Origin of the sequence: Streptomyces sp. NPDC007872, from assembly GCF_042868165.1 — a bacterium.
GTDB lineage: Bacteria > Actinomycetota > Actinomycetes > Streptomycetales > Streptomycetaceae > Streptomyces.
Genome location: NZ_JBIAEA010000006.1, coordinates 24,915 through 43,091, shown reverse-complemented (window position 1 = coordinate 43,091; position 18,177 = coordinate 24,915). Strand labels below are relative to the sequence as shown.

Annotated in this window: 16 protein-coding genes and 1 pseudogene; 8 read left to right on the top strand and 9 right to left on the bottom strand. The window is 75.5% G+C overall.

Annotated elements, in window-relative coordinates; genetic code table 11:
• Window positions 1-7: 7 nt before the first annotated feature.
• On the top strand, window positions 8-604 hold the full coding sequence (fxsA, locus tag ACFYNX_RS22035) for an FxsA family membrane protein (protein ID WP_388663496.1): 597 nt from the start codon (window positions 8-10) through the stop codon (window positions 602-604).
• A 115-nt stretch (window positions 605-719) separates the two neighbouring features.
• On the opposite strand, the gene ACFYNX_RS22030 is transcribed toward fxsA, so the two are convergent.
• The 4 genes and pseudogenes from ACFYNX_RS22030 to ACFYNX_RS22015 form a co-directional block, all read right to left on the bottom strand.
• Window positions 720-1,094 (bottom strand): RNA polymerase-binding protein RbpA, encoded by a 375-nt coding sequence (locus tag ACFYNX_RS22030; RefSeq protein ID WP_026278069.1) that lies wholly within the window; start codon window positions 1,092-1,094, stop codon window positions 720-722.
• Between the two features lie 255 nt (window positions 1,095-1,349).
• Window positions 1,350-2,720, bottom strand: a complete 1,371-nt coding sequence (locus tag ACFYNX_RS22025) for an MFS transporter (RefSeq protein WP_388663494.1) — start codon at window positions 2,718-2,720, stop codon at window positions 1,350-1,352.
• Window positions 2,721-2,789: 69 nt separating this feature from the next.
• Window positions 2,790-3,554 (bottom strand): glycerophosphodiester phosphodiesterase, encoded by a 765-nt coding sequence (locus ACFYNX_RS22020; RefSeq protein ID WP_388663492.1) that lies wholly within the window; start codon window positions 3,552-3,554, stop codon window positions 2,790-2,792.
• Window positions 3,555-3,697: 143 nt separating this feature from the next.
• Window positions 3,698-4,408 (bottom strand): annotated as a pseudogene (locus ACFYNX_RS22015) (YitT family protein); the annotation flags it as partial.
• A 103-nt stretch (window positions 4,409-4,511) separates the two neighbouring features.
• On the opposite strand from ACFYNX_RS22015, the gene ACFYNX_RS22010 reads away from it, so the two are divergent.
• Complete coding sequence (locus tag ACFYNX_RS22010) at window positions 4,512-6,014, top strand: PLP-dependent aminotransferase family protein (protein WP_388663490.1); 1,503 nt, start codon at window positions 4,512-4,514, stop codon at window positions 6,012-6,014.
• A 90-nt stretch (window positions 6,015-6,104) separates the two neighbouring features.
• Here the strand turns inward: ACFYNX_RS22010 and ACFYNX_RS22005 are convergent, their stop codons facing one another.
• Both ACFYNX_RS22005 and ACFYNX_RS22000 read right to left on the bottom strand, forming a co-directional pair.
• A complete protein-coding gene (locus ACFYNX_RS22005; protein WP_388663488.1) occupies window positions 6,105-7,733 on the bottom strand; it encodes a hypothetical protein in 1,629 nt (542 codons plus the stop codon).
• A 37-nt stretch (window positions 7,734-7,770) separates the two neighbouring features.
• Entirely contained in the window at window positions 7,771-7,965 is a 195-nt protein-coding gene (locus tag ACFYNX_RS22000) for a hypothetical protein (protein ID WP_125667438.1), read from the bottom strand.
• 311 nt (window positions 7,966-8,276) lie between these two features.
• On the opposite strand from ACFYNX_RS22000, the gene ACFYNX_RS21995 reads away from it, so the two are divergent.
• The 4 genes from ACFYNX_RS21995 (at window position 8,277) to ACFYNX_RS21980 (ending at window position 13,056) form a co-directional block, all read left to right on the top strand.
• Window positions 8,277-8,669, top strand: coding sequence for an ankyrin repeat domain-containing protein (locus tag ACFYNX_RS21995; RefSeq protein WP_125667437.1), 393 nt, complete (start codon window positions 8,277-8,279; stop codon window positions 8,667-8,669).
• Window positions 8,670-8,932: 263 nt separating this feature from the next.
• Entirely contained in the window at window positions 8,933-10,348 is a 1,416-nt protein-coding gene (locus ACFYNX_RS21990) for a HEAT repeat domain-containing protein (protein ID WP_388663485.1), read from the top strand.
• Window positions 10,349-10,630: 282 nt separating this feature from the next.
• Entirely contained in the window at window positions 10,631-11,752 is a 1,122-nt protein-coding gene (locus ACFYNX_RS21985; protein WP_388663483.1) for a glycosyltransferase family 4 protein, read from the top strand.
• A gap of 35 nt (window positions 11,753-11,787) precedes the next feature.
• A complete protein-coding gene (locus tag ACFYNX_RS21980; RefSeq protein ID WP_388663919.1) occupies window positions 11,788-13,056 on the top strand; it encodes a glycosyltransferase in 1,269 nt (422 codons plus the stop codon).
• Window positions 13,057-13,290: 234 nt separating this feature from the next.
• Here the strand turns inward: ACFYNX_RS21980 and ACFYNX_RS21975 are convergent, their stop codons facing one another.
• The 3 genes from ACFYNX_RS21975 to ACFYNX_RS21965 are packed head-to-tail and all read right to left on the bottom strand — an operon-like array spanning window position 13,291 to window position 15,595.
• On the bottom strand, window positions 13,291-14,154 hold the full coding sequence (locus ACFYNX_RS21975; protein WP_388663481.1) for a biotin-dependent carboxyltransferase family protein: 864 nt from the start codon (window positions 14,152-14,154) through the stop codon (window positions 13,291-13,293).
• A complete protein-coding gene (gene pxpB, locus ACFYNX_RS21970; RefSeq protein ID WP_365539838.1) occupies window positions 14,151-14,828 on the bottom strand; it encodes a 5-oxoprolinase subunit PxpB in 678 nt (225 codons plus the stop codon). Before pxpB ends, ACFYNX_RS21975 begins: the two co-directional genes overlap by 4 nt.
• Window positions 14,825-15,595, bottom strand: a complete 771-nt coding sequence (locus ACFYNX_RS21965; RefSeq protein ID WP_388663479.1) for a LamB/YcsF family protein — start codon at window positions 15,593-15,595, stop codon at window positions 14,825-14,827. Before ACFYNX_RS21965 ends, pxpB begins: the two co-directional genes overlap by 4 nt.
• A gap of 213 nt (window positions 15,596-15,808) precedes the next feature.
• Between ACFYNX_RS21965 and ACFYNX_RS21960 the strand changes: the two genes are divergently transcribed.
• Both ACFYNX_RS21960 and ACFYNX_RS21955 read left to right on the top strand, forming a co-directional pair.
• Window positions 15,809-16,528: a GntR family transcriptional regulator gene (locus ACFYNX_RS21960; RefSeq protein WP_365539836.1), complete on the top strand. Its 720-nt coding sequence runs from the start codon at window positions 15,809-15,811 to the stop codon at window positions 16,526-16,528.
• 68 nt (window positions 16,529-16,596) lie between these two features.
• Window positions 16,597-18,141: a hypothetical protein gene (locus tag ACFYNX_RS21955; protein WP_125668095.1), complete on the top strand. Its 1,545-nt coding sequence runs from the start codon at window positions 16,597-16,599 to the stop codon at window positions 18,139-18,141.
• The last annotated feature ends 36 nt before the right edge of the window (window positions 18,142-18,177 follow it).

Below are 18,177 nucleotides of genomic sequence, written 5' to 3'. Positions count from 1 at the left end.
GGGGACCATGACGACCGGCGCATCGCCCTCCCCCGCCCCCAAGAAGCGCTCCCGCGCGCGTACGTTCCTCCCGCTCGGCCTCGTCTCCTGGCTGGTCCTGGAGATCTGGCTGCTCACGGTGGTGGCGGACGCGGCGGGCGGGCTCACCGTCCTCGCGCTGCTCGTCGGCGGGGCCCTGCTGGGCACCGTCGTCGTCAAGCGGGCCGGCCGGCGTGCCTTCCGGAACCTCACCTCGACCTTCCAGCAGGCCCAGGAGGCCGCGCGGGCCGGCGGGGTGCCCACCGCGCCGGAGCGGACCGGCGCGGAGGACCGCAACGGCTTCCTGATGCTCGGCGGCCTGCTCCTGATGATCCCCGGCCTGATCTCCGACGCGGCCGGTCTGCTCCTGCTGATCCCCCCGGTCCGCTCCTTCCTCGGCCGGTCCGCGGAGAAGGCGGTCGAGCGCCGGATGCGCGCCGCGTCCCCCGGCAGCCTCCAGGACGCCTTCCAGCAGGCCCGCGTCCGCCGCCCGGACGGGAAGGTGGTCCAGGGCGAGGTCGTCCGCGAGGACGCCCCTCGGAGCCCGTACCGGGCCGACGACTCCCGCCCGCCCCTGACGCCCTGACTCCGGCGCCTCCTGAAGGAGCGCGTCCCTCGGGGGGCGCGTACGGAAAACGCCGCGGGGTCCGGTACACGTCTTCGTGTACCGGACCCCGCGGCGTTGATCGTCCGGCGGTCCGCTAGGCGGACTTGCGGCTGTCGCGCGGATGCACGGCGATGTTCATGGCGCCGGAGCGCAGGACGGCCAGCCTCTCGGCGAGGACCTCCTCCAGCTCCTCGCGGGTGCGCCGCTCCATGAGCATGTCCCAGTGCGTACGCGCAGGCTTGCCCTTCTTCTCCTCGGGACCGTCCCCGTCCACCAGGAGTGCCTGGCTTCCGCAGACCTTGCACTCCCACTCCGGCGGAATCTCCGCCTCTACCGAGAAGGGCATCTCAAAGCGATGTCCCTTCTCGCATGCGTACTCCACCGCCTGGCGCGGGGCCAGATCGATGCCGCGGTCGGTCTCGTAGCTCGTCACCACGAGGCGCGTGCCGCGAAGAGCTCGCTCACTCATGAATCGTGCCTCCCGGGCTTGTCGCCCACAGGACAGATGTCGCTGTCGTCGTTATCCGGTCAACGTCCGGTCGGCGGTAAAGATTCCCGTGCCGGGTCATGCGTCGCCCGTCGTGCCGCCCCTTGTTGTACCCACCAGTGCCCGTTTTGTCACATCTGACGGCAGGTGTGACGTGGTGTCTTCACCAAAGCAGCACGCAGTAACGGTCCGCCTGGCAGGCCAAACGCGTACACTACCGCCCTTTCACCGCCACGTCTAAATACGCTCCGGCACCGCGTTTCCCGCGGCCTCGGCCGCGCGTCGTACCGGCACTCTGGCGAGCAGGACGAAGCCTACGCCGAAGAAGATCAACAGGGAGATGATGGCATCCCGGTAGCTTCCGGTGAGCTGATACGCGAGACCGAACACGAGCGGACCCAGCCAACTGAGCCCCCGGTCGCTCATCTCGTACGCCGAGAAGTACTCCGCCTCCTTGCCGCGCGGCACCAGGTGCGAGAACAGCGAGCGCGACAGGGCCTGGCTGCCGCCCAGGACCAGGCCGATCGCGGCCGCCAGGGAGTAGAAGAAGACGGGCGCGTCGGCCGGCAGGACGTAGGCCGCCGCCAGGATCAGGGCCCAGACCGCGAGCGAGGCCAGGATCGTCCGCTTGGCGCCGTACGACCGGGCGAGCCGCCCCATGCCGAGGGCGCCGGCCACCGCGAGCACCTGCACGAGCAGGACCGCCGTGATGAGCGTCGTCTGGTCCAGGCCCAGCTCCTCCGAACCGTACAGGGAGGCCTGTGAGATCACCGTCTGCACGCCGTCGTTGTAGATCAGGTAGGCGAGGAGGAAGGAGAGCGTCAGCGGGTGCCGGCGCATGTCCTTCAGGGTCGCCCGCAACTGGCGCCAGCCGCTGCCGACCGAGCCTTCGCCCGCCCGCTCCCGCGTCCCCGGGGGGATCCGCCGGTCGCGCAGCCGCCGCAGCGGCACGAGGGTGAACGCGCCCCACCACACGCCGGCCGAGGCCAGGCAGATCCGGACCGCCTCCCCCTCGGTGAGCCCGAAGGAGTCGTGGCCCGAGTAGAGGACCAGGTTCAGGACGAGGACCAGCGCGCCGGACGTGTAGCCGAAGGCCCAGCCGCGCGAGGAGACCGCGTCCCGCTCCTCCGGCTCCGAGATCTGCGGCAGATAGGCGTTGTAGAGCGCCATCGAGACCGAGAGCGAGGCGTTCGCCACGATCAGCAGGAAGGCGCCCAGGAGGTAGCGGTCGCCGTCCAGGAAGAACATCCCGGCCGTGGCCGCCGCCCCCAGGTATGCGGACGCCGCGAGCAGCGGCTTCTTCCGGCCCGTGCGGTCGGCCGCCGCGCCCACCAGCGGCATCGCGACCACCGCGACCACGATCGAGGCGGACACGGCGTACGCGAAGAGCGAGCCCGCGCGCACGGGTATGCCCAGCGGGTGGACGAACCCCTCGGGGTTGGCCGCCGCCCGCGCCACCGAGGTCAGGTACGGGCCGAGGAAGACGGTGAGCACGCTCGTCGAGTACACCGAGCACGCGAAGTCGTAGAAGTACCAGCCCCGCTGCTCGCGCCGCCGCTCGGCGGGGCCGGTGGCGTACTCCTCCGGCTCGGTGGTCTCAGCGGTCACGGCCGCCCCCTCGTTCGTCCCCGTGGGCCCGTGCCCCCTGCGGTCGGTCCCCGGGCCGCCCGGGCGCGCTCAGGTCCACGCGCCCCGCTCGGTCAGCACCGAGCGCAGCGTCTCCAGGTGATCGGTCATGATGCCATCCACCCCCAGGTCGAGGAGAGAGTGCATGCGGGCCGGATCGTTCACGGTCCACACGTGGACCTGGATCCCGCGCGCGTGCGCCGCGCGGACGAACCGCCGGTCGACCACCGGGACCCCGCCCTGGCGCTCCGGCACCTGCGCCGCCACCGCGCCGGCCCGCAGCGCCGCCGGGACGCCGAGGGAGCGCAGCCGCAGCCCGAGCACCCCGCGCACCCCGTACGAGGTGGCGAGGCGCGGACCGGCCAGGCGCTGCGCCCGGGCCACCCGGGCCTCGGTGAAGGAGCCCACGCAGACCCGGTCCCAGGCGCCGGTCCTGCGGATCAGGTCGACCAGCGGGCCCAGGGCCGACTCCGTCTTCAGGTCCACGTTCCAGCGGGCCTCCGGGAACTCCTCCAGGAGGTCGGCGAAGAGCGGCAGCGGCTCCCGGCCCGCCACCCTGGCCTCGCGCACCGCCTCCCACGGCAGGTCGCGGATCCGCCCCGAGGCGTCCGTCACCCGGTCCAGGGTCGCGTCGTGGAAGGCCACGAGCACCCCGTCGGACGTCGTGTGGACGTCGGTCTCGAAGTAGCGGTAGCCCGCCGCGGCGGCCCGGCGGAAGGCGGCCGCGGTGTTCTCCAGGCCGTTCGCCGTGCCGCCGCGGTGGGCGAACGGGAGCGGGGAGGGGTGGTCGAGGTAGGGGTGGCGTACGCGAGTCACCGCCGCAGTATGGCCTGTTCCGGTGTCCCGGGGGCGACCGCCGGGGGACGGGGGGCCGTCGCGGGACCGGCGTCCTCCGCCGGGGCGGGGTCTCCGGCCGGATCGGCGCCCTCCGCCGGACCGGGTTCTCCGGCCGGGCCGGGACCCTCCGCCGGGCCGGACCCCTCCGCCGGGCCGGACCCCTCCGCCGGGCCGGACCCCTCCGTCGGGGCGGGGCCCGAGGAGGCCACCGCGATGCCGCCCTCCCGCTCCGGGACCGCGAACCGGCGCAGGAAGAACTGGGCCAGCGGGCCGATCGAGAGCGCGTAGAGGACCGTGCCGATCCCCACCGAGCCGCCGAGCAGGAAGCCGGTCGCCACCACGGCCACTTCGAGGAGCGTCCGCACCAGGCGGATGGAGCGGCCGGTGAGCCGGTGCAGACCGGTCATCAGGCCGTCGCGCGGGCCGGGACCGAACCGGGCCGCGATGTACAGGCCGGTCGCGAGCCCGTTGAGGACGATCCCGAGCGCCATCAGCGGCACCCGCACGGCCAGGGCGCCGGACTCCGGGACCAGGGCCAGGGTGCCGTCCATCGCCAGGCCGATCACGAAGACGTTGGAGACCGTGCCGAGGCCGGGCCGCTGCCGGATCGGGATCCACAGCAGCAGCACCACCGCCCCCACCACGATCGACACCACGCCGATCGTCAGCCCGGTCCTCTCGGCGAGCCCCTGGTGGAGGACGCCCCAGGGTTCCAGGCCGAGCGCGCCGCGCACCAGGAGCGCCGAGCTGACGCCGTACAGCGTCAGTCCCGCGTAGAGCTGGACGAGCCGACGGGTGAGGTGCCGGCCGCGGAGGCCGGAGGCGATGGACAAGGTGCTGCCCCCCAGGGTGGTGGTAGTGGACTGACTCGTGCCACTCTGTGGCAGGGGATCGAAGGCCAACCATGGCCAATTCGAGGAAGGTGGACTGATTTCCATGGCTCAGTGGACTTCGGCGGTGGGACCGGCACAGCTCGCCCGACAGCTCCAGGCGCAGCAGGCCCGGCCCGCCGGGCCCGGTGCCCGCAAGCCGCCCGCCTACCGCGCCCTCGCCGACGGCATCCGGCTCCTCGTCCTCGAGGGCCGCGTCCCCGTCGCCGCCCGCCTGCCCGCCGAGCGGGAGCTCGCCCTCGCGCTCGCCGTCAGCCGCACGACGGTGGCCGCGGCCTACGAGGCGCTGCGCACCGAGGGCTTCCTGGAGTCGCGGCGCGGCGCCGGCAGTTGGACCGCCGTCCCCGCCGGGAACCCGTTGCCCGCGCGCGGCCTCGAACCGCTGCCGCCCGAGGCCCTCGGCTCGATGATCGACCTCGGCTGCGCCGCCCTCCCCGCCCCCGAACCCTGGCTGTCCCGGGGCTTCCAGGGCGCCCTGGAGGAGCTGCCGCCCTACGCCCACACGCACGGGGACTACCCGGCGGGCCTCCCCGCGCTGCGGCAGATGCTCGCCGACCGGTACACCGCCCGCGGCATCCCCACCATGCCCGAGCAGATCATGGTCACGACCGGCGCCATGGGCGCCATGGACGCGATCTGCCACCTCTTCGCCGGGCGCGGCGAGCGCATCGCCGTCGAGTCCCCCTCGTACGCCAACATCCTCCAGCTCATGCGCGAGGCCGGGGCCCGGCTCGTGCCCGTCGCCATGTCCGAGGGCCTCGGCAGTTGGGACCTGGGCCGCTGGCGCCAGGTGCTGCGGGACGCGGCGCCCCGCCTCGCGTACGTCGTCGCCGACTTCCACAACCCGACCGGCGCGCTCGCGGACGAGGACCAGCGGCGGCAGTTGGTGGAGGCGGCCCGCTCGGCCGGCACGGTGCTCGTCGTCGACGAGACCATGGCCGAGCTGCACCTCGACGACGACCTGGAGATGCCCCGGCCGGTCTGCGCCTTCGACCCGGCCGGCTCCACCGTCCTGACCGTCGGCTCGGCCAGCAAGGCCTTCTGGGCGGGCATGCGCATCGGCTGGGTCCGGGCCGCGCCCGACGTCATCCGCTCCCTGGTGGCCGCCCGCGCGTACGCGGACCTCGGCACCCCCGTCCTGGAGCAGCTCGGCGTGAACTGGCTGATGCGGACCGGCGGCTGGGAGGAGGCCGTGGGCCTCCGGCGCGCCCAGGCCAGGGAGAACCGGGACGCGCTGGTGGCCGCGGTCCGCAGGGAGCTCCCGGACTGGGAGTTCGTGGTCCCGCGCGGCGGCCTGACCCTCTGGGTGCGCACCGGCGGCCTCTCCGGCTCCCGGCTCGCCGAGGTGGGCGAGCGGGTCGGCGTCCGGGTGCCGTCCGGCCCGCGCTTCGGCGTCGACGGCGCCTTCGAGGGCTTCGTCCGGCTGCCCTTCACGGTCGGCGGCCCGGTCGCGGACGAGGCGGCCGTGCGGCTGGCCGCCGCGGCCCGCCTGGTCGAGTCCGGGGCGGGCGGCGGCGGGGCGGAGCCGCCGCGCTCGTTCGTGGCGTAGTCCCGCCGGGGCGGATGCCTTCCGGAACGTACGGAGGGGCGGGTGCGGACCGTGGTGTCCGTACCCGCCCCTCCGCGTCGTTCCCGGTGCTCAGCCCTCCGCCGGGACCGGGGCGTGGAGCGGGGCCGGACCGGGCGCCGGAGCCGGCTCGGACGCGGTGACGGGGATCTTCTCGATCACCACCGTCGGCGCGGGAGCCGTCGTGGGCGCGGCCGGGGTCCGCTCCGGCAGGAGGTCCAGGACCGCCCGGCGGTGCGCGTCGCTCGTCGCGTCGTCGTACGGGTCGGGCGTCGCCGGCACCTGGAGCCGCAGGACCGGGCCGGTGCCCAGGCGCGCGTAGCCGCGGCCCGCGGGGACGTCGGGCGTCGGCGTGGTGTGCGGCCGGGCGCCGAGGACGGCCTCGATATGACCGGGCGCGGCCGGGCCCAGGACGATCCGGGCCCTGGTGTGGCTCCGTACCGCCTCGCTCAGCATGTCCACGTTGTCGGACTGCTCGGCCACCACCACCGTGACCTGCGCCGCCCGCCCGTACCGCAGCGGCACCTGGAGCAGCTCCTGCGGGTCGGGGCGGCCGTCGGCGGCGGCCAGGTGGCCGAGGACGCTCGGCCGGTCGAGCAGGATCCACAGCGGCCGCCGGGTGTCCTCCGGGACGGGCAGGCCGGCCTGCCGGGCCCGGTTCGCGGCGATCAGGCGCCGCTCGGTCTCGTGCGACGCCCACTCCAGGCTCGCCAGGGCGCCGGAGAGCCCGCACTCGACGGAGAGGACCCCGGCGCGGCCGGCCAGGCACGCGTACTCGCCGGTGCCACCGCCCTCGACGATCAGGACGTCGCCGTGGGGGAGCGCCTGGAGCGCGATCGAGCGCAGCAGGGAGGTGGTGCCGCTGCCCGGCCGGCCCACGGCCAGCAGGTGCGGCTCGGTGGAGCGGGGGCCGGTGCGCCAGACCACGGCCGGGGCGTCCTCCGTGCCGTCCGCCGCGACCACCGGCACGGTCCGCTGCACGGCGTCGGCGTCGGTGAAGCCGAGGACGGTCTCGCCCGGCACGGTGACGAAGCGCTGGGCGGCGACGGTGGTGGGCAGGGCGGGCAGCACGCTCAGGACGAGCCGGTTGCCCTCCTCGTCCCAGTCGAAGCGGTACTCGCGGCCGCGCCCCGACTTGGCGTGCAGCAACTGCTCGATCCGGGCGCGCGCGGCCGGATCGCCGTCGGTGAAGTACGGGGGGTACGCGATCCTCAGCCGGGTGAGACGCCCGTCCTCGTCGAAGGCGTACTCCCCGAAGGCCCCGCTCCAGTCGCCCCCGTGGGAGAAGAGCGGGGAGGGGTCCTCCGGAACGGAGAAGTAGGGTACGAGCGCCTCGTACAGGCCCTTGAGGCGGGCGGTCTCCGCCTCGTCGGGCCCGGTCTTGACGACCCGACGCTCGCGCCCCTTCCACGCGGCGGCGCCCATGACCGTGACGAGCGCGAGGAGCGGCCCGTACGGCAGGAGGGCGACGACCAGGACGCAGGCCGCGACCAGGAACAGCGTGGGACCACGCCGTTCCTTGGGGGTCGCGGCCCACCTGACGCGCGCGGACGCGGCCAGCTTCCGCAGACCCCGGGAGACCGTGATCAGCGGATGGAGCACGTCGGTGGCGCTGTCGGCGGCCGTGCGCGCGATCTCTCGACTGCGGGCGATCTGCGCGCTGCCGCTGCTCAGAATGCGGGGGAGTGGTCGCCGGGCCACGTCGTACTCCTGAAGTGGTGGAAGGGGCTGAGGGGCGTCAGAACTTGATCCCGCCCAGGAGGCCGGCGAGGCTCTGCCCGCCCGCCGTGATGCTCGGGGCGATGGCGGTGCCCGCGAGGTAGAAGCCGAACAGCGAGCTGACGATGGCGTGGGAGGGCTTCAGGCCGTCCTTCTTGAAGAACAGGAAGCAGATGATGCCGAGCAGGACCACGCCTGAGATGGACAGGATCATTGGGTGTTCTCCTGGTTGAGGGGACAGTCACCACGAGTTCTTCCAGGTTCACGGCAGGTATCTATGTGACTAAAGGTTCATTGGAGTGAAAAACGAGCGATTTCACTTGACCGGCGGACGGCGGACGCACGGTCGGGTGGCGAAACGCCCGGGGTGCGCTATAGGCGGATCGGGAGCGGACGGAACGCCGTGATCTTTGCCTCGGTCGCACACGGTCATGTCCCCGGACGGGCAGTACCCTGTCGATTCACCCGTACGGCCGCGCTCGCCGTGCACGGCCCGACACCGCAGGAGAGAGGCGGTCCCACCCGATGAGCGAGACTCCGGACCCCGAGGTCATCGAGCTGGCGTCCAAGGTCTTCGACCTCGCGCGCACGGGGGACGCCGAAGCCCTCGCCGCCTACGTCGACGCGGGCGTCCCCGCGAACCTCACCAACGACCGGGGCGACACCCTCGTCATGCTCGCCGCCTACCACGGCCACGCCGCCGCGGTCTCCGCCCTCCTGGAGCGGGGCGCCGACGCCGACCGCGCCAACGACCGCGGCCAGACCCCGCTCGCCGGCGCCGTCTTCAAGGGCGAGGGCGACGTGATCCGCGCCCTCCTCGCCGGCGGCGCGCATCCGGAGGCGGGGACTCCGTCCGCCGTCGACACCGCCCGGATGTTCGGCAAGGCCGAACTCCTGGAACTCTTCGGAACCCGGTGAACGGGCGCTGAACCCCAGGTGAGGCGGCGTCGTAAATGTGGTCGCGGTGGCGAAATGGGTGGGTCATCATGACGTCGGACCCGGCGAAACGGGCCACCGACGAGAGGCAGAGGAAGATGATCACTGGCAAGCGCAGGACGACGAGCGGCCCGACATGTCGCCGCACGGCCTAGGCGTACACCGATGTACCGCCTGACCCGGTTCATCCCGGTCATCCCGGCATCCCCCGGTCGTGTCGACAGCTTGATGTGAGGCGTCTCCCCATGTTCGATCCAGTCATAGCGCCGAGCGGCACCCTGCTCGGCCTGCTGCAGCGGGGCCGCGGCGACGGCACCCTGCACGCGCTCGCCGCGCCACGCGCCGAGGCCCTCGCGGCCCTGAACCACTGCGTTCTCGACGACCCCCGCCACGACTGGCAGGTCGAGAACCGCTCCCTCTACTACGCCCGTCTCTACCTGGACCTCCACGGAGGCCTCGACGAGATCGAGGCGCACCTCTTCGGCGCCGAGGACCCCCTCGACACCGAGGAGTCCCGCACCGGGCTCGCGCTCGCCGTCCTCGGCCACCTCGCCTCCTACGGGCGCCAGGACGCCCTGCTGCTGCTCCGGCGCTACGCCGCGACCGGCAGCAACTGGGCCTGGGCCCTGGACGAGCTGGCCCTCCGCGACGACGACGCCGGACTCCGCGCGCTCGCCCCGCCCGTACTGGCCCGCTTCGCGGCCGGCGCGGAGGGCGACGCCGAGCTGGCCCGCACCGTGCGCGACGCCTTCGAGCCCCGGCCCTGGCGGCTGTGGGCCGAGGACCGGCGCGACACCGTGGGCCCCCGCGTCCGGGCCGCCATGGAGCAGGGCTCCTTCGACCGCTGGCAGCGCCAGATGCGTCCCACCGGGCCCCGCCCCGGCTGGAGCGTGCGCGCCGTCCTCGACTGGGCGCAGGAGGGGTACGAGCGCGGCGCCGCCCTCCACGGCCCCGCCGCCCGCTGCCTGGCCGCCGTCGCCGGACCCGAGGACCGGCCCGAGCTCCTCGCCGCCGCCCGCGACGGCGCGGAAGGGGCCCGGGGCGCCGCCCTCCACCACCTCGCCGCGTCACGGGACCCCGCCGTCCTCGACCTCGTCGAACACGCCGCCGACGGCGGCTCCCGCGATACCGCCGAGGCCGCCGTCGCCGCCTACCGGCGCATGTGCGGCGAGGACGCGGTCGCCCGCGCCCGCGCGTGGATCCGGCGGACCGACGCGCTCGGGACCGCCGCCGCCGAAGTACTGGCCTGCCGCGGCACGGCCGAGGACTCCCCCTCAGTCCTCGGCGCGCTGCGCGAGACCGTACGCTCGCAGGGCCCCGACGCCCCCGCGCTCCCCTTCCTCGTCGACGGGGCCGGACGCCTCGGCATCGCCTGCGCGGCCCCCGTGCTGCGGCACGTCTACCGGGAGACGGCCTCCTCGCAGTTGCGCGGCCGCACGGCCCGCGCCCTCGCCGCCACCGACCCCACCTTCGCGACCGGCTTCGCCGTCGAGTGCCTCTGGGACTGCGAGGAGACCACCCGCGAGGTCGCGGCCCAGCACGCCGAGACCGGTGACATCCGCGTCGCCGAACGCCTGCGCCGCCTCGCCGCCGACCCGGCCGAGGAGGTCGAGGTCCAACTGGCGGTGCGCAACCGGATAGGGCCGGACCTCCAGGTCTGAGGACCCGAGCGCCTCATGGGGGCGGGCCGCGCCGGACGGTGCGGCCCGCCCCCGTAGGTTTTCTTGGGGGCCTGGCGGGTTCCTGAAGGGGGACACGGGTTTCTGAAGGGGGCTCGCGGGTTCCTGAGGGGCCCCACGGGTTCCTGAGGGGGCTCGCAGGTGTTCCCGAAGGGGCGCACGGACGTTCCCGGAGGCGCCCGCGCGGGAAACGCTCACGGGACGTTCCCTCCCCGTCCAGATCGACTTCGGCGGGACCACGCCGGGCGCGACGACAACACCCGTATGCGTGTCGTCATCGTCACCGAATCCTTCCCTCCCGACGTCAACGGTGTGGCGCACTGCGCCCTGCAGACCGCGCGCCACCTCGTCCGGCGGGGCCACGTCCCGCTCGTCATCGCCCCCGCCGTCGCCGACCCGGCCGCGGACGCCGAGGCCCCCTGCCCCGTCGTCCGGGTGCCGTCCCTGCCCCTGCCCGGCTATCCGCAGGTCCGGGTCGCCCTGCCCAGCCGCCGGGTCGCCGCGGCCATCGCGGCGCACCGCGCCGACCTCGTCCACCTCGCCGGACCGTTCGTCCTCGGCGTGCGCGGGATGACGGCCGCCGCCCGGCTCGGCGTCCCCGCCGTCGCCGTCTACCAGACCGACCTCGCCGGCTACGCGCGCACGTACGTGGGGACCGGCGAGGGGACCGCCTGGCGCCGCCTCCGCGCCGTGCACGGCGCCGCCGACCGCACCCTCGCCCCGTCCTCCGCCGCCCTGCGCGCCCTGGAGGCCCACGGCATCGGCCGCGTCCGGCTCTGGGGCCGCGGGGTCGACACCGCCCGCTTCCGCCCCGGACTGCGCGACCCCGCCCTGCGCCGCGAACTCGCCCCGGACGGCGAACTCCTCGTCGGCTACGTGGGCCGCCTCGCCCCCGAGAAGCGCGTGGACCTGCTCGCCGGGGTGTGCGGGCTCCCCGGCGTACGGGTCGTGGTCGTCGGGGACGGCCCGAGCGGGCCCGCCCTGTGCGCCGCCCTGCCGGGCGCCCGGTTCCTGGGCCGCCGCACCGGCGCCGACCTCGCCCGGATCTTCGCCTCGCTCGACGTCTTCGCCCACACCGGCCCGTACGAGACCTTCTGCCAGACCGTCCAGGAGGCCATGGCGAGCGGGGTGCCGGTGATCGCCCCGGCCGCCGGCGGGCCCCTGGACCTGGTCGACCACGGCCGCACCGGGCTCCTCGTGCCCCCGGGCGACCCGGACGCGCCGCGCGACGCCGTCGCCGCGCTCGCCGCCGCACCGCACCTGCGCGCCGCCTACGGCCGGGCCGGCCGCGCCGCCGTCGAGGGCCGCACCTGGGAGGCCCTCGGCGACGAACTGATCGGCCACTACCGGGAGGTCCTGCACGCGCGGACGGCGGTGGCGGCGTGAGCGGCGTCCGTACGACGACGGGGACGGGGACGGGGATGTATACGGCCGCGGGCGTGGACGCGAGTACGGGCACGGGCGCGCGTACGGGCGGAGCCGCCGGTCGCGGCGGGCTCCGGATCGTGCGGCTCGCCAACTTCGTGACCCCCACCTCGGGCGGCCTGCGCACCGCCCTCGACCGGCTCGGCCGCGGCTACCTGGCGGCCGGGCACGAGCCGGTCCTCGTCGTCCCCGGCGCCACCGCGAGCGACCGCCGCACCGAGCAGGGCCGGGTCGTCACCCTCCCCGGCCCCGTGCTGCCCGGCACCGGCGGCTACCGGGTCCTCGCCGACCGGCGCCGGGTCGCCCGGCTCCTCGACGAGCTGGCCCCCGACCGGATCGAGGTCTCGGACCGCACGACCCTGCGGTGGACGGGCGAGTGGGCGCGACGCGCCCGCGTGCCGTCGGTCATGGTCTCCCACGAGACCGCGGACGGGGTCCTGCGCACCTGGGGCGTGCCGCCCGCCCTCGCGGCCCGCGCGGCGGACCGGCTCAACCGCCGCACCGCCTGGGCGTTCGCGCGGGTCGTCTGCACGACGGAGTGGGCGGAGCGCGAGTTCGTACGGATCGGGGCCCGCAACGTCGTACGGGCCCCGCTCGGTGTGGACCTGGACCACTGCCGGCCCGGCCGCCGCGACGCCGCGACGCGGGCCCGGTACGCGGGCGGGGAGCGGGTGCTGCTCCTGCTGTGCTCGCGGCTCTCCGTCGAGAAGCGGCCCGGCACGGCCCTGGACGCCCTGGAGGAGCTGCGCGCCGCGGGGGTCGCGGCGGCGCTCGTGGTCGCGGGCGACGGGCCGCTGCGGGCCGCCCTGGAGCGGCGGGCGCGCGAGCGGCGCCTCCCGGTGCGGTTCGTCGGGCACCTCGCCGACCGGGAGGCCCTGGCGGACCTCCAGGCGGCGGCCGACGTCTGCCTGGCGCCGGGGCCCGCCGAGACGTTCGGGCTCTCCGCCCTCGAAGCCCTCGCCTGCGGGACCCCGGTCGTCGTCAGCGCCTCCTCGGCCCTCCCGGAGGTCGTCGGCACGGCCGGGGTCGCGGCCGCCGACACCCCGGCGGCCTTCGCCTCCGGCGTCCAGAGCCTCCTCGCCGTCCCGGAGGAGGTCCGCCGCCCGGCCGCACGCACGCGTGCGGAGGGCTTCGCCTGGGACCGCTCCGTCGCCGCCTTCCTCCGCGCCCACGAGGCGCTTCCCGTACCGGGGGCCCTTCCCGCACCGGAGGGGCTTCCGGCTCCGGAGCCGCTGGCTTCGGCTTCGGAGGAGGCCCGCCGATGACGGGGGACGCCACGCGCGGGGGGTGCTCCCGCCCAGGGTGCCTGCGCCCCGATCCCCGGAACCCCGATCCCCGGAGGCCAGGCCCCCGGAAGGCCCCCCTCCCGCCCCCGCCGGCCCTCTCCGTTTCGCCGTGCTCGGGGACTCGCTCAGCGAGGGCGCCGTGGACCGGGCGGATGGGGCCTGGAGGGGGGTGGGCGGCGCTGCTCGCAGCCGTGACCGGTGACCGGCCTCCGCTCACCGCACCGGCACGAACCGCACCGTCGTCCCCGGCACGGCCTGGGCCGCCGTGCCCAGGTCGGTCTCCCGGACGACCCCGACCACCGGATAGCCCCCGGTCGTCGGATGGTCCGCGAGGAAGACCACCGGGAGCCCGTCCGGCGGCACCTGGACCGCGCCGAGCACCATGCCCTCGCTCGCCAGCTCCCCGGGCACGGCCCGCTCCAGGGCCGGTCCTTCGAGCCGCAGCCCGATCCGGTTGCTCGCCGGGGACACCCGGTACGCACGCGTGGCGAGGGTGTGCAGGGCGCCGGGCGTGAACCAGTCGTCGCGGGGCCCGAGCCGGACCCGCAGGACGAGCGCGTCCGGCGGTCCGGGCCAGGGAGGGGCGTCGACCGGCACGCGTACCGCCGTGTCCGCGCCCAGCGGCAGGACCGTCCCCCGCGTCAGGGGCGCCGGGCCGAGGCCGGACAGCAGGTCGGTGGAGCGGCTGCCGAGCACCGGCTCGACCTCGATCCCGCCGCCGAACGCCACGTACGCCCGCAGCCCCCGCGCCGCCGTCCCGACCTCGACCACCGCTCCGGCCCCCACCCGGACCGCCGTGCCCCAGGCGGCCGGGCGCCCGTCCACCCGGACCGGGCAGGGCGCGCCGCCCACCGCCACGGTCACCGCGCACCGGACCCGCACCGCGCACCCGTCGACGGTGGTCTCCAGGACCGCCGCCTCCTCCGCGTTGCCCACGAGCCGGTTGGCGAGCCGCACGGCCGCCGGGTCGAGCGCGCCCGAGCGGACCACGCCCAGGTGCGCGTACCCCGGGCGCCCCAGGTCCTGCACGGTGGTCAGCGCCCCCGGCCGGACCACGTCGACGGCCCTGCCCGTCATCGCCCGCCCCCCGTGCCGGGGCGTTCCTCCGTGAACCGGACCCGGGTGCCGGGGGAGAGGAGCGCCGCCGGGTCCCGCCCGGTGTCCCAGAGGACCGCGTCCGTGGTGCCGATCACCTGCCAGCCGCCGGGGGAGGAGCGCGGGTACACGCCCGTGTACGGCCCGGCCAGGGCGACCGAGCCGGCCGGGACGGCGGTGCGCGGAGTGGCCCGCCGGGGGACCTCGTACCGCTCGCCGAGCCCCGTCAGATAGCCGAAGCCCGGCGCGAACCCGCAGAAGGCGACCCGGAAGTCGGCCGCCGTGTGGATCCGCACCGCCTCCCCGGTGGACACGCCCCAGTGCGCGGCGACCTCCGCCAGGTCGGGCCCGTCGTAACGGACCGGCACCTCCACGACCCGCTCCACGCGCGCGGAGAGCGGCCCCACCTCCCAGCCCGGCAGCTCGGCCGCGAGCCGGTCCGGGTCCTCCACCCCGTCGAGCAGCACGGTCCGCGCCGCCGGCACGACCTCCCGCACGGCGGGCAGGACGCCGGCGGCCCGCCGCCGCAGCACCTCGGCGTGGAAAGCCTCCGCCTCGGCGCCGCCGTCCAGCTCCACGAGCAGCGCCCGCTCGCCCACGCGCAGCACGCGCACGCGTACGTCCGTGGCAGGGGCTCCGGAAAGGTCCCCGCTCATACGAAGGCCTCCACCCGCACCCCGGAGGCTTCGAGGCCCTCCCGGACCCGCCGGGCCAGCTCCACCGCGCCCGGGGTGTCCCCGTGCAGGCAGAGCGAACGGGCCCGGACGGCCACGGAGGCCCCGTCGTGCGCGGTGACCGTCCCGAGCCGGGCCAGTGCCACCGACCGCTCCACGACCTCGGCGGGATCGGTGACGACCGCCCCCTCCCGCCCGCGCGGCAGCAGGGAGCCGTCCGCCCGGTAGGCCCGGTCGCCGAAGGACTCGGCGACGACCGGGAGCCCGGCCGCCGCGGCGGCCTCGTGCAGCCGGGACCCGGGCAGCCCCAGGACCGGCAGGGTCCGGTCCGCGAGCAGCACGCCCTCGACGACCGCCGCCGCCTGTTCGCCGTCCCGGACCACCCGGTTGTAGAGGGCGCCGTGCGGCTTCACGTACGCGACCCGGGAGCCCGCCGCCCGGGCGAAGACCTCCAGGGCGCCGATCTGGTAGGCCACCTCGGCGGCCAGCTCCGCCGCCGGGACGTCCATCGACCGCCGCCCGAAGCCGGCCAGGTCGCGATAGGAGACCTGGGCCCCGATCCGCACCCCGCGCGCGGCCGCGAGGTCGCACACGCGCCGCATGGTGGCCGCGTCCCCGGCGTGGAAGCCGCAGGCCACGTTGGCGCTGGTGACCACGGACAGGAGTTCCTCGTCGTCGGTCAGGGTCCAGCGGCCGAAGCCCTCGCCGAGATCGGCGTTGAGGTCGATCGACACCCGGTTCGTGCTCATCTGCGCCTCGCGGGGTGAGGGCGTGCCCGCGCGGGCACGGCGGGACCGTAGGGTGCTCTCAACGTAGAGGATCGTTGAACGATCCGACAAGAATGCGCAGGGAAGCCGCCGGGAAGCGTGTTGTCCCGTCCACCACCGTGCGGTTGACTTCCGTGCGGCCGGACCGGCGGCGGACGCCTCGGGAGCGCCGACGACGGAGAGGGAGGAAGCGCCGTGGCGGGACGGGCGGGCGACGGAGCCGGGGACCTGGCGGACGACCGCGCGCTGCTCGGGCGCACGAGCACGGCGGAGCGGGTCGCGGACGTCCTGCGCACCCGCATCGCCGAGGGCCGCTTCGCGCCCGGCGTCCGGCTCTCCGAGGACGGGATCGGCGGCGCCCTCGGCGTGTCCCGCAACACCCTGCGGGAGGCCTTCCGCCTCCTCACCCACGAGCGCCTCCTGGTCCACGAACTGAACCGGGGCGTCTTCGTCCGCGTCCTCACCGCCGACGACGTGGCCGACATCCACCGCGTCCGCAGGCTCGTCGAGTGCGCCGTCGTCCGGGGCCTGGGGCGGGGGCCGTTCGCCCTCGACGGGCTCGCCGCCGCCGTCGCGGAGGGCGAGGCCGCCGCCGGCGCCGACGACTGGGACGGCGTCTCCACGGCCAACATCCACTTCCACCGCGCACTCGTCGCCCTCGCGGGCAGCGCCCGTACCGACGAACTGATGCGCGGCGTCCTCGCCGAACTCCGCCTCGCCTTCCACCTCGTCGGCGACCCGCGCGCCCTCCACGAGCCGTTCCTCGCGCGGAACCGGGAGATCCTGGGAGCCCTGCGCGCCGGCGAACGCGGCACGGCGGAACGCCTCCTCGCCCGCTACCTCGACGACTCCCTCGCCCGGGTCGCGGACGCCTGCGCCCGGGCCGCCGGCACCCCGCCGGACGCCCGCCGCTGAACCCCGGGGGACCGGGCGCATCCGCACGGTTTCGACCGTTGTCAGGGTGAGGACCTAATCTGTGCACCGTGACTTCGCCTGCCTCGACGGACCTCGCTCCGCCCCAGCTCAGCGCGGGGCCGCGGCCCGCGCAGGGCCCGGCCGCCGACGAAGGGCTCGCGCGGCGGCTCCGCGCGCTCGCGTGCACCGCCCCGCTGCACGACCTGGACGCCCGCAAGGCGAACCTGGCCGGCGAGTACACGGTCTACGCGATGGCCGAGGTGGCCCTCGCCGCGATCGACCTGATCACCCTGAACATGGACTTCGACACCGGCGCCGACCACGAGCAGATGGTCGCCCGCCTGCTGCCCCGCGTCGCCGCCCAGGCCCCCGAGCGCCCCGCCGCCGAGCACGAGCGCGTGGCCCGCTGGGTCCTGGAGAACCTGATCAACGTCGGCAGCGTCGACCGCGGCTTCCGCGCCGTCTACGGCACCTTCGGCACCGACGGCGTCTACGTCCGCAGGGACTACGACTTCAAACTCGTCGAGGAGGTCCCGGGATACGGGGGCGGGGTCTACCTCCGCACCACCGACGAAGCGGTCAACGTCCTCGTCGGCGCCCTCGACACGGACGTCACCAGCGCCCAGATCGCCGCCGAGGTGAAGCTGGAGGTCCTCATCAACCGGGGCCGCCTCGCCGACGCCCAACTCGCCGCCGAGCAGGCCCGCTACCGGACCGTGCAGTACGCCGAGACCCTCCGCAGGACCCTGGAGGCCACCCGGCGCAACGTCCGCGCCGTCGACTGGCTCCGGACGGTCCCCGACATGATCGCCGAGGCGCTCGACCACGTGGCCGACCGCTACCGCCACGAGAACGCGATCCTCACCAACATCCGCAAGGCGCGCGACGAGGCCGAGGCCGCCACCGACGCGAAGACCGCGGAGCACAAGCGGCGCGCCGCCGAACTCGTCGACATCGTCAAGGACTGCATCCGGCGACACACCCAGCTCCAGTCCCGCCTCCTGGAGGCCGGGCCGCTCTTCCGCGCCGAGCAGGACCGCCAGGCCTTCGCCGTCCCCACCGCGTACACCGGACTCGACCTGTACGGGCAGTTGGTCGCCCCGCTGCTCACGCTCCCCGTCGAGCAGGCCACCCGCGCCACCGACGCCTTCTTCGCCCACGGCACCGGCCTGCGCACCCCCGCCTCCGTCCGCCTCGGCGACCTCGTCGACCTGCTGCTCACCCCGCCCGTCGAGCGCGAGCACCTCGGCGCGGAGATGCCCGAGCCGGACCTGATCGCCACTCCCGACGACTCCCGCTTCAGCGAGGAGCAGCTCGGGCACGCCATGCGCCTGCTCGACCTGGAGCACGACGCCCCGCGCCGCCTCTCCGGCCTGCTCGCCGAGGCCCGCGCGATCGACCCCGACCTCCCGTACCTCGTCGCCCTCCTCGCCGTCCACGCGGCGAGCCCCCCGGTCGGCACCGCCTACCGCCAGGGCGAGGAGCGGCTGCTCTTCGCCGTCGACGACGGCACCCCGCTCGACGACCCGGAGTTCGGCGGCGCCGACCTCGTCGTCGGTACGGCACTCCTCGACGCGGCGGGCATGGCCGCCGACCGCACGGAGGCGACGTGACCCTCGTACCCCCCGCCACCCCGCCCTCCTGTACGG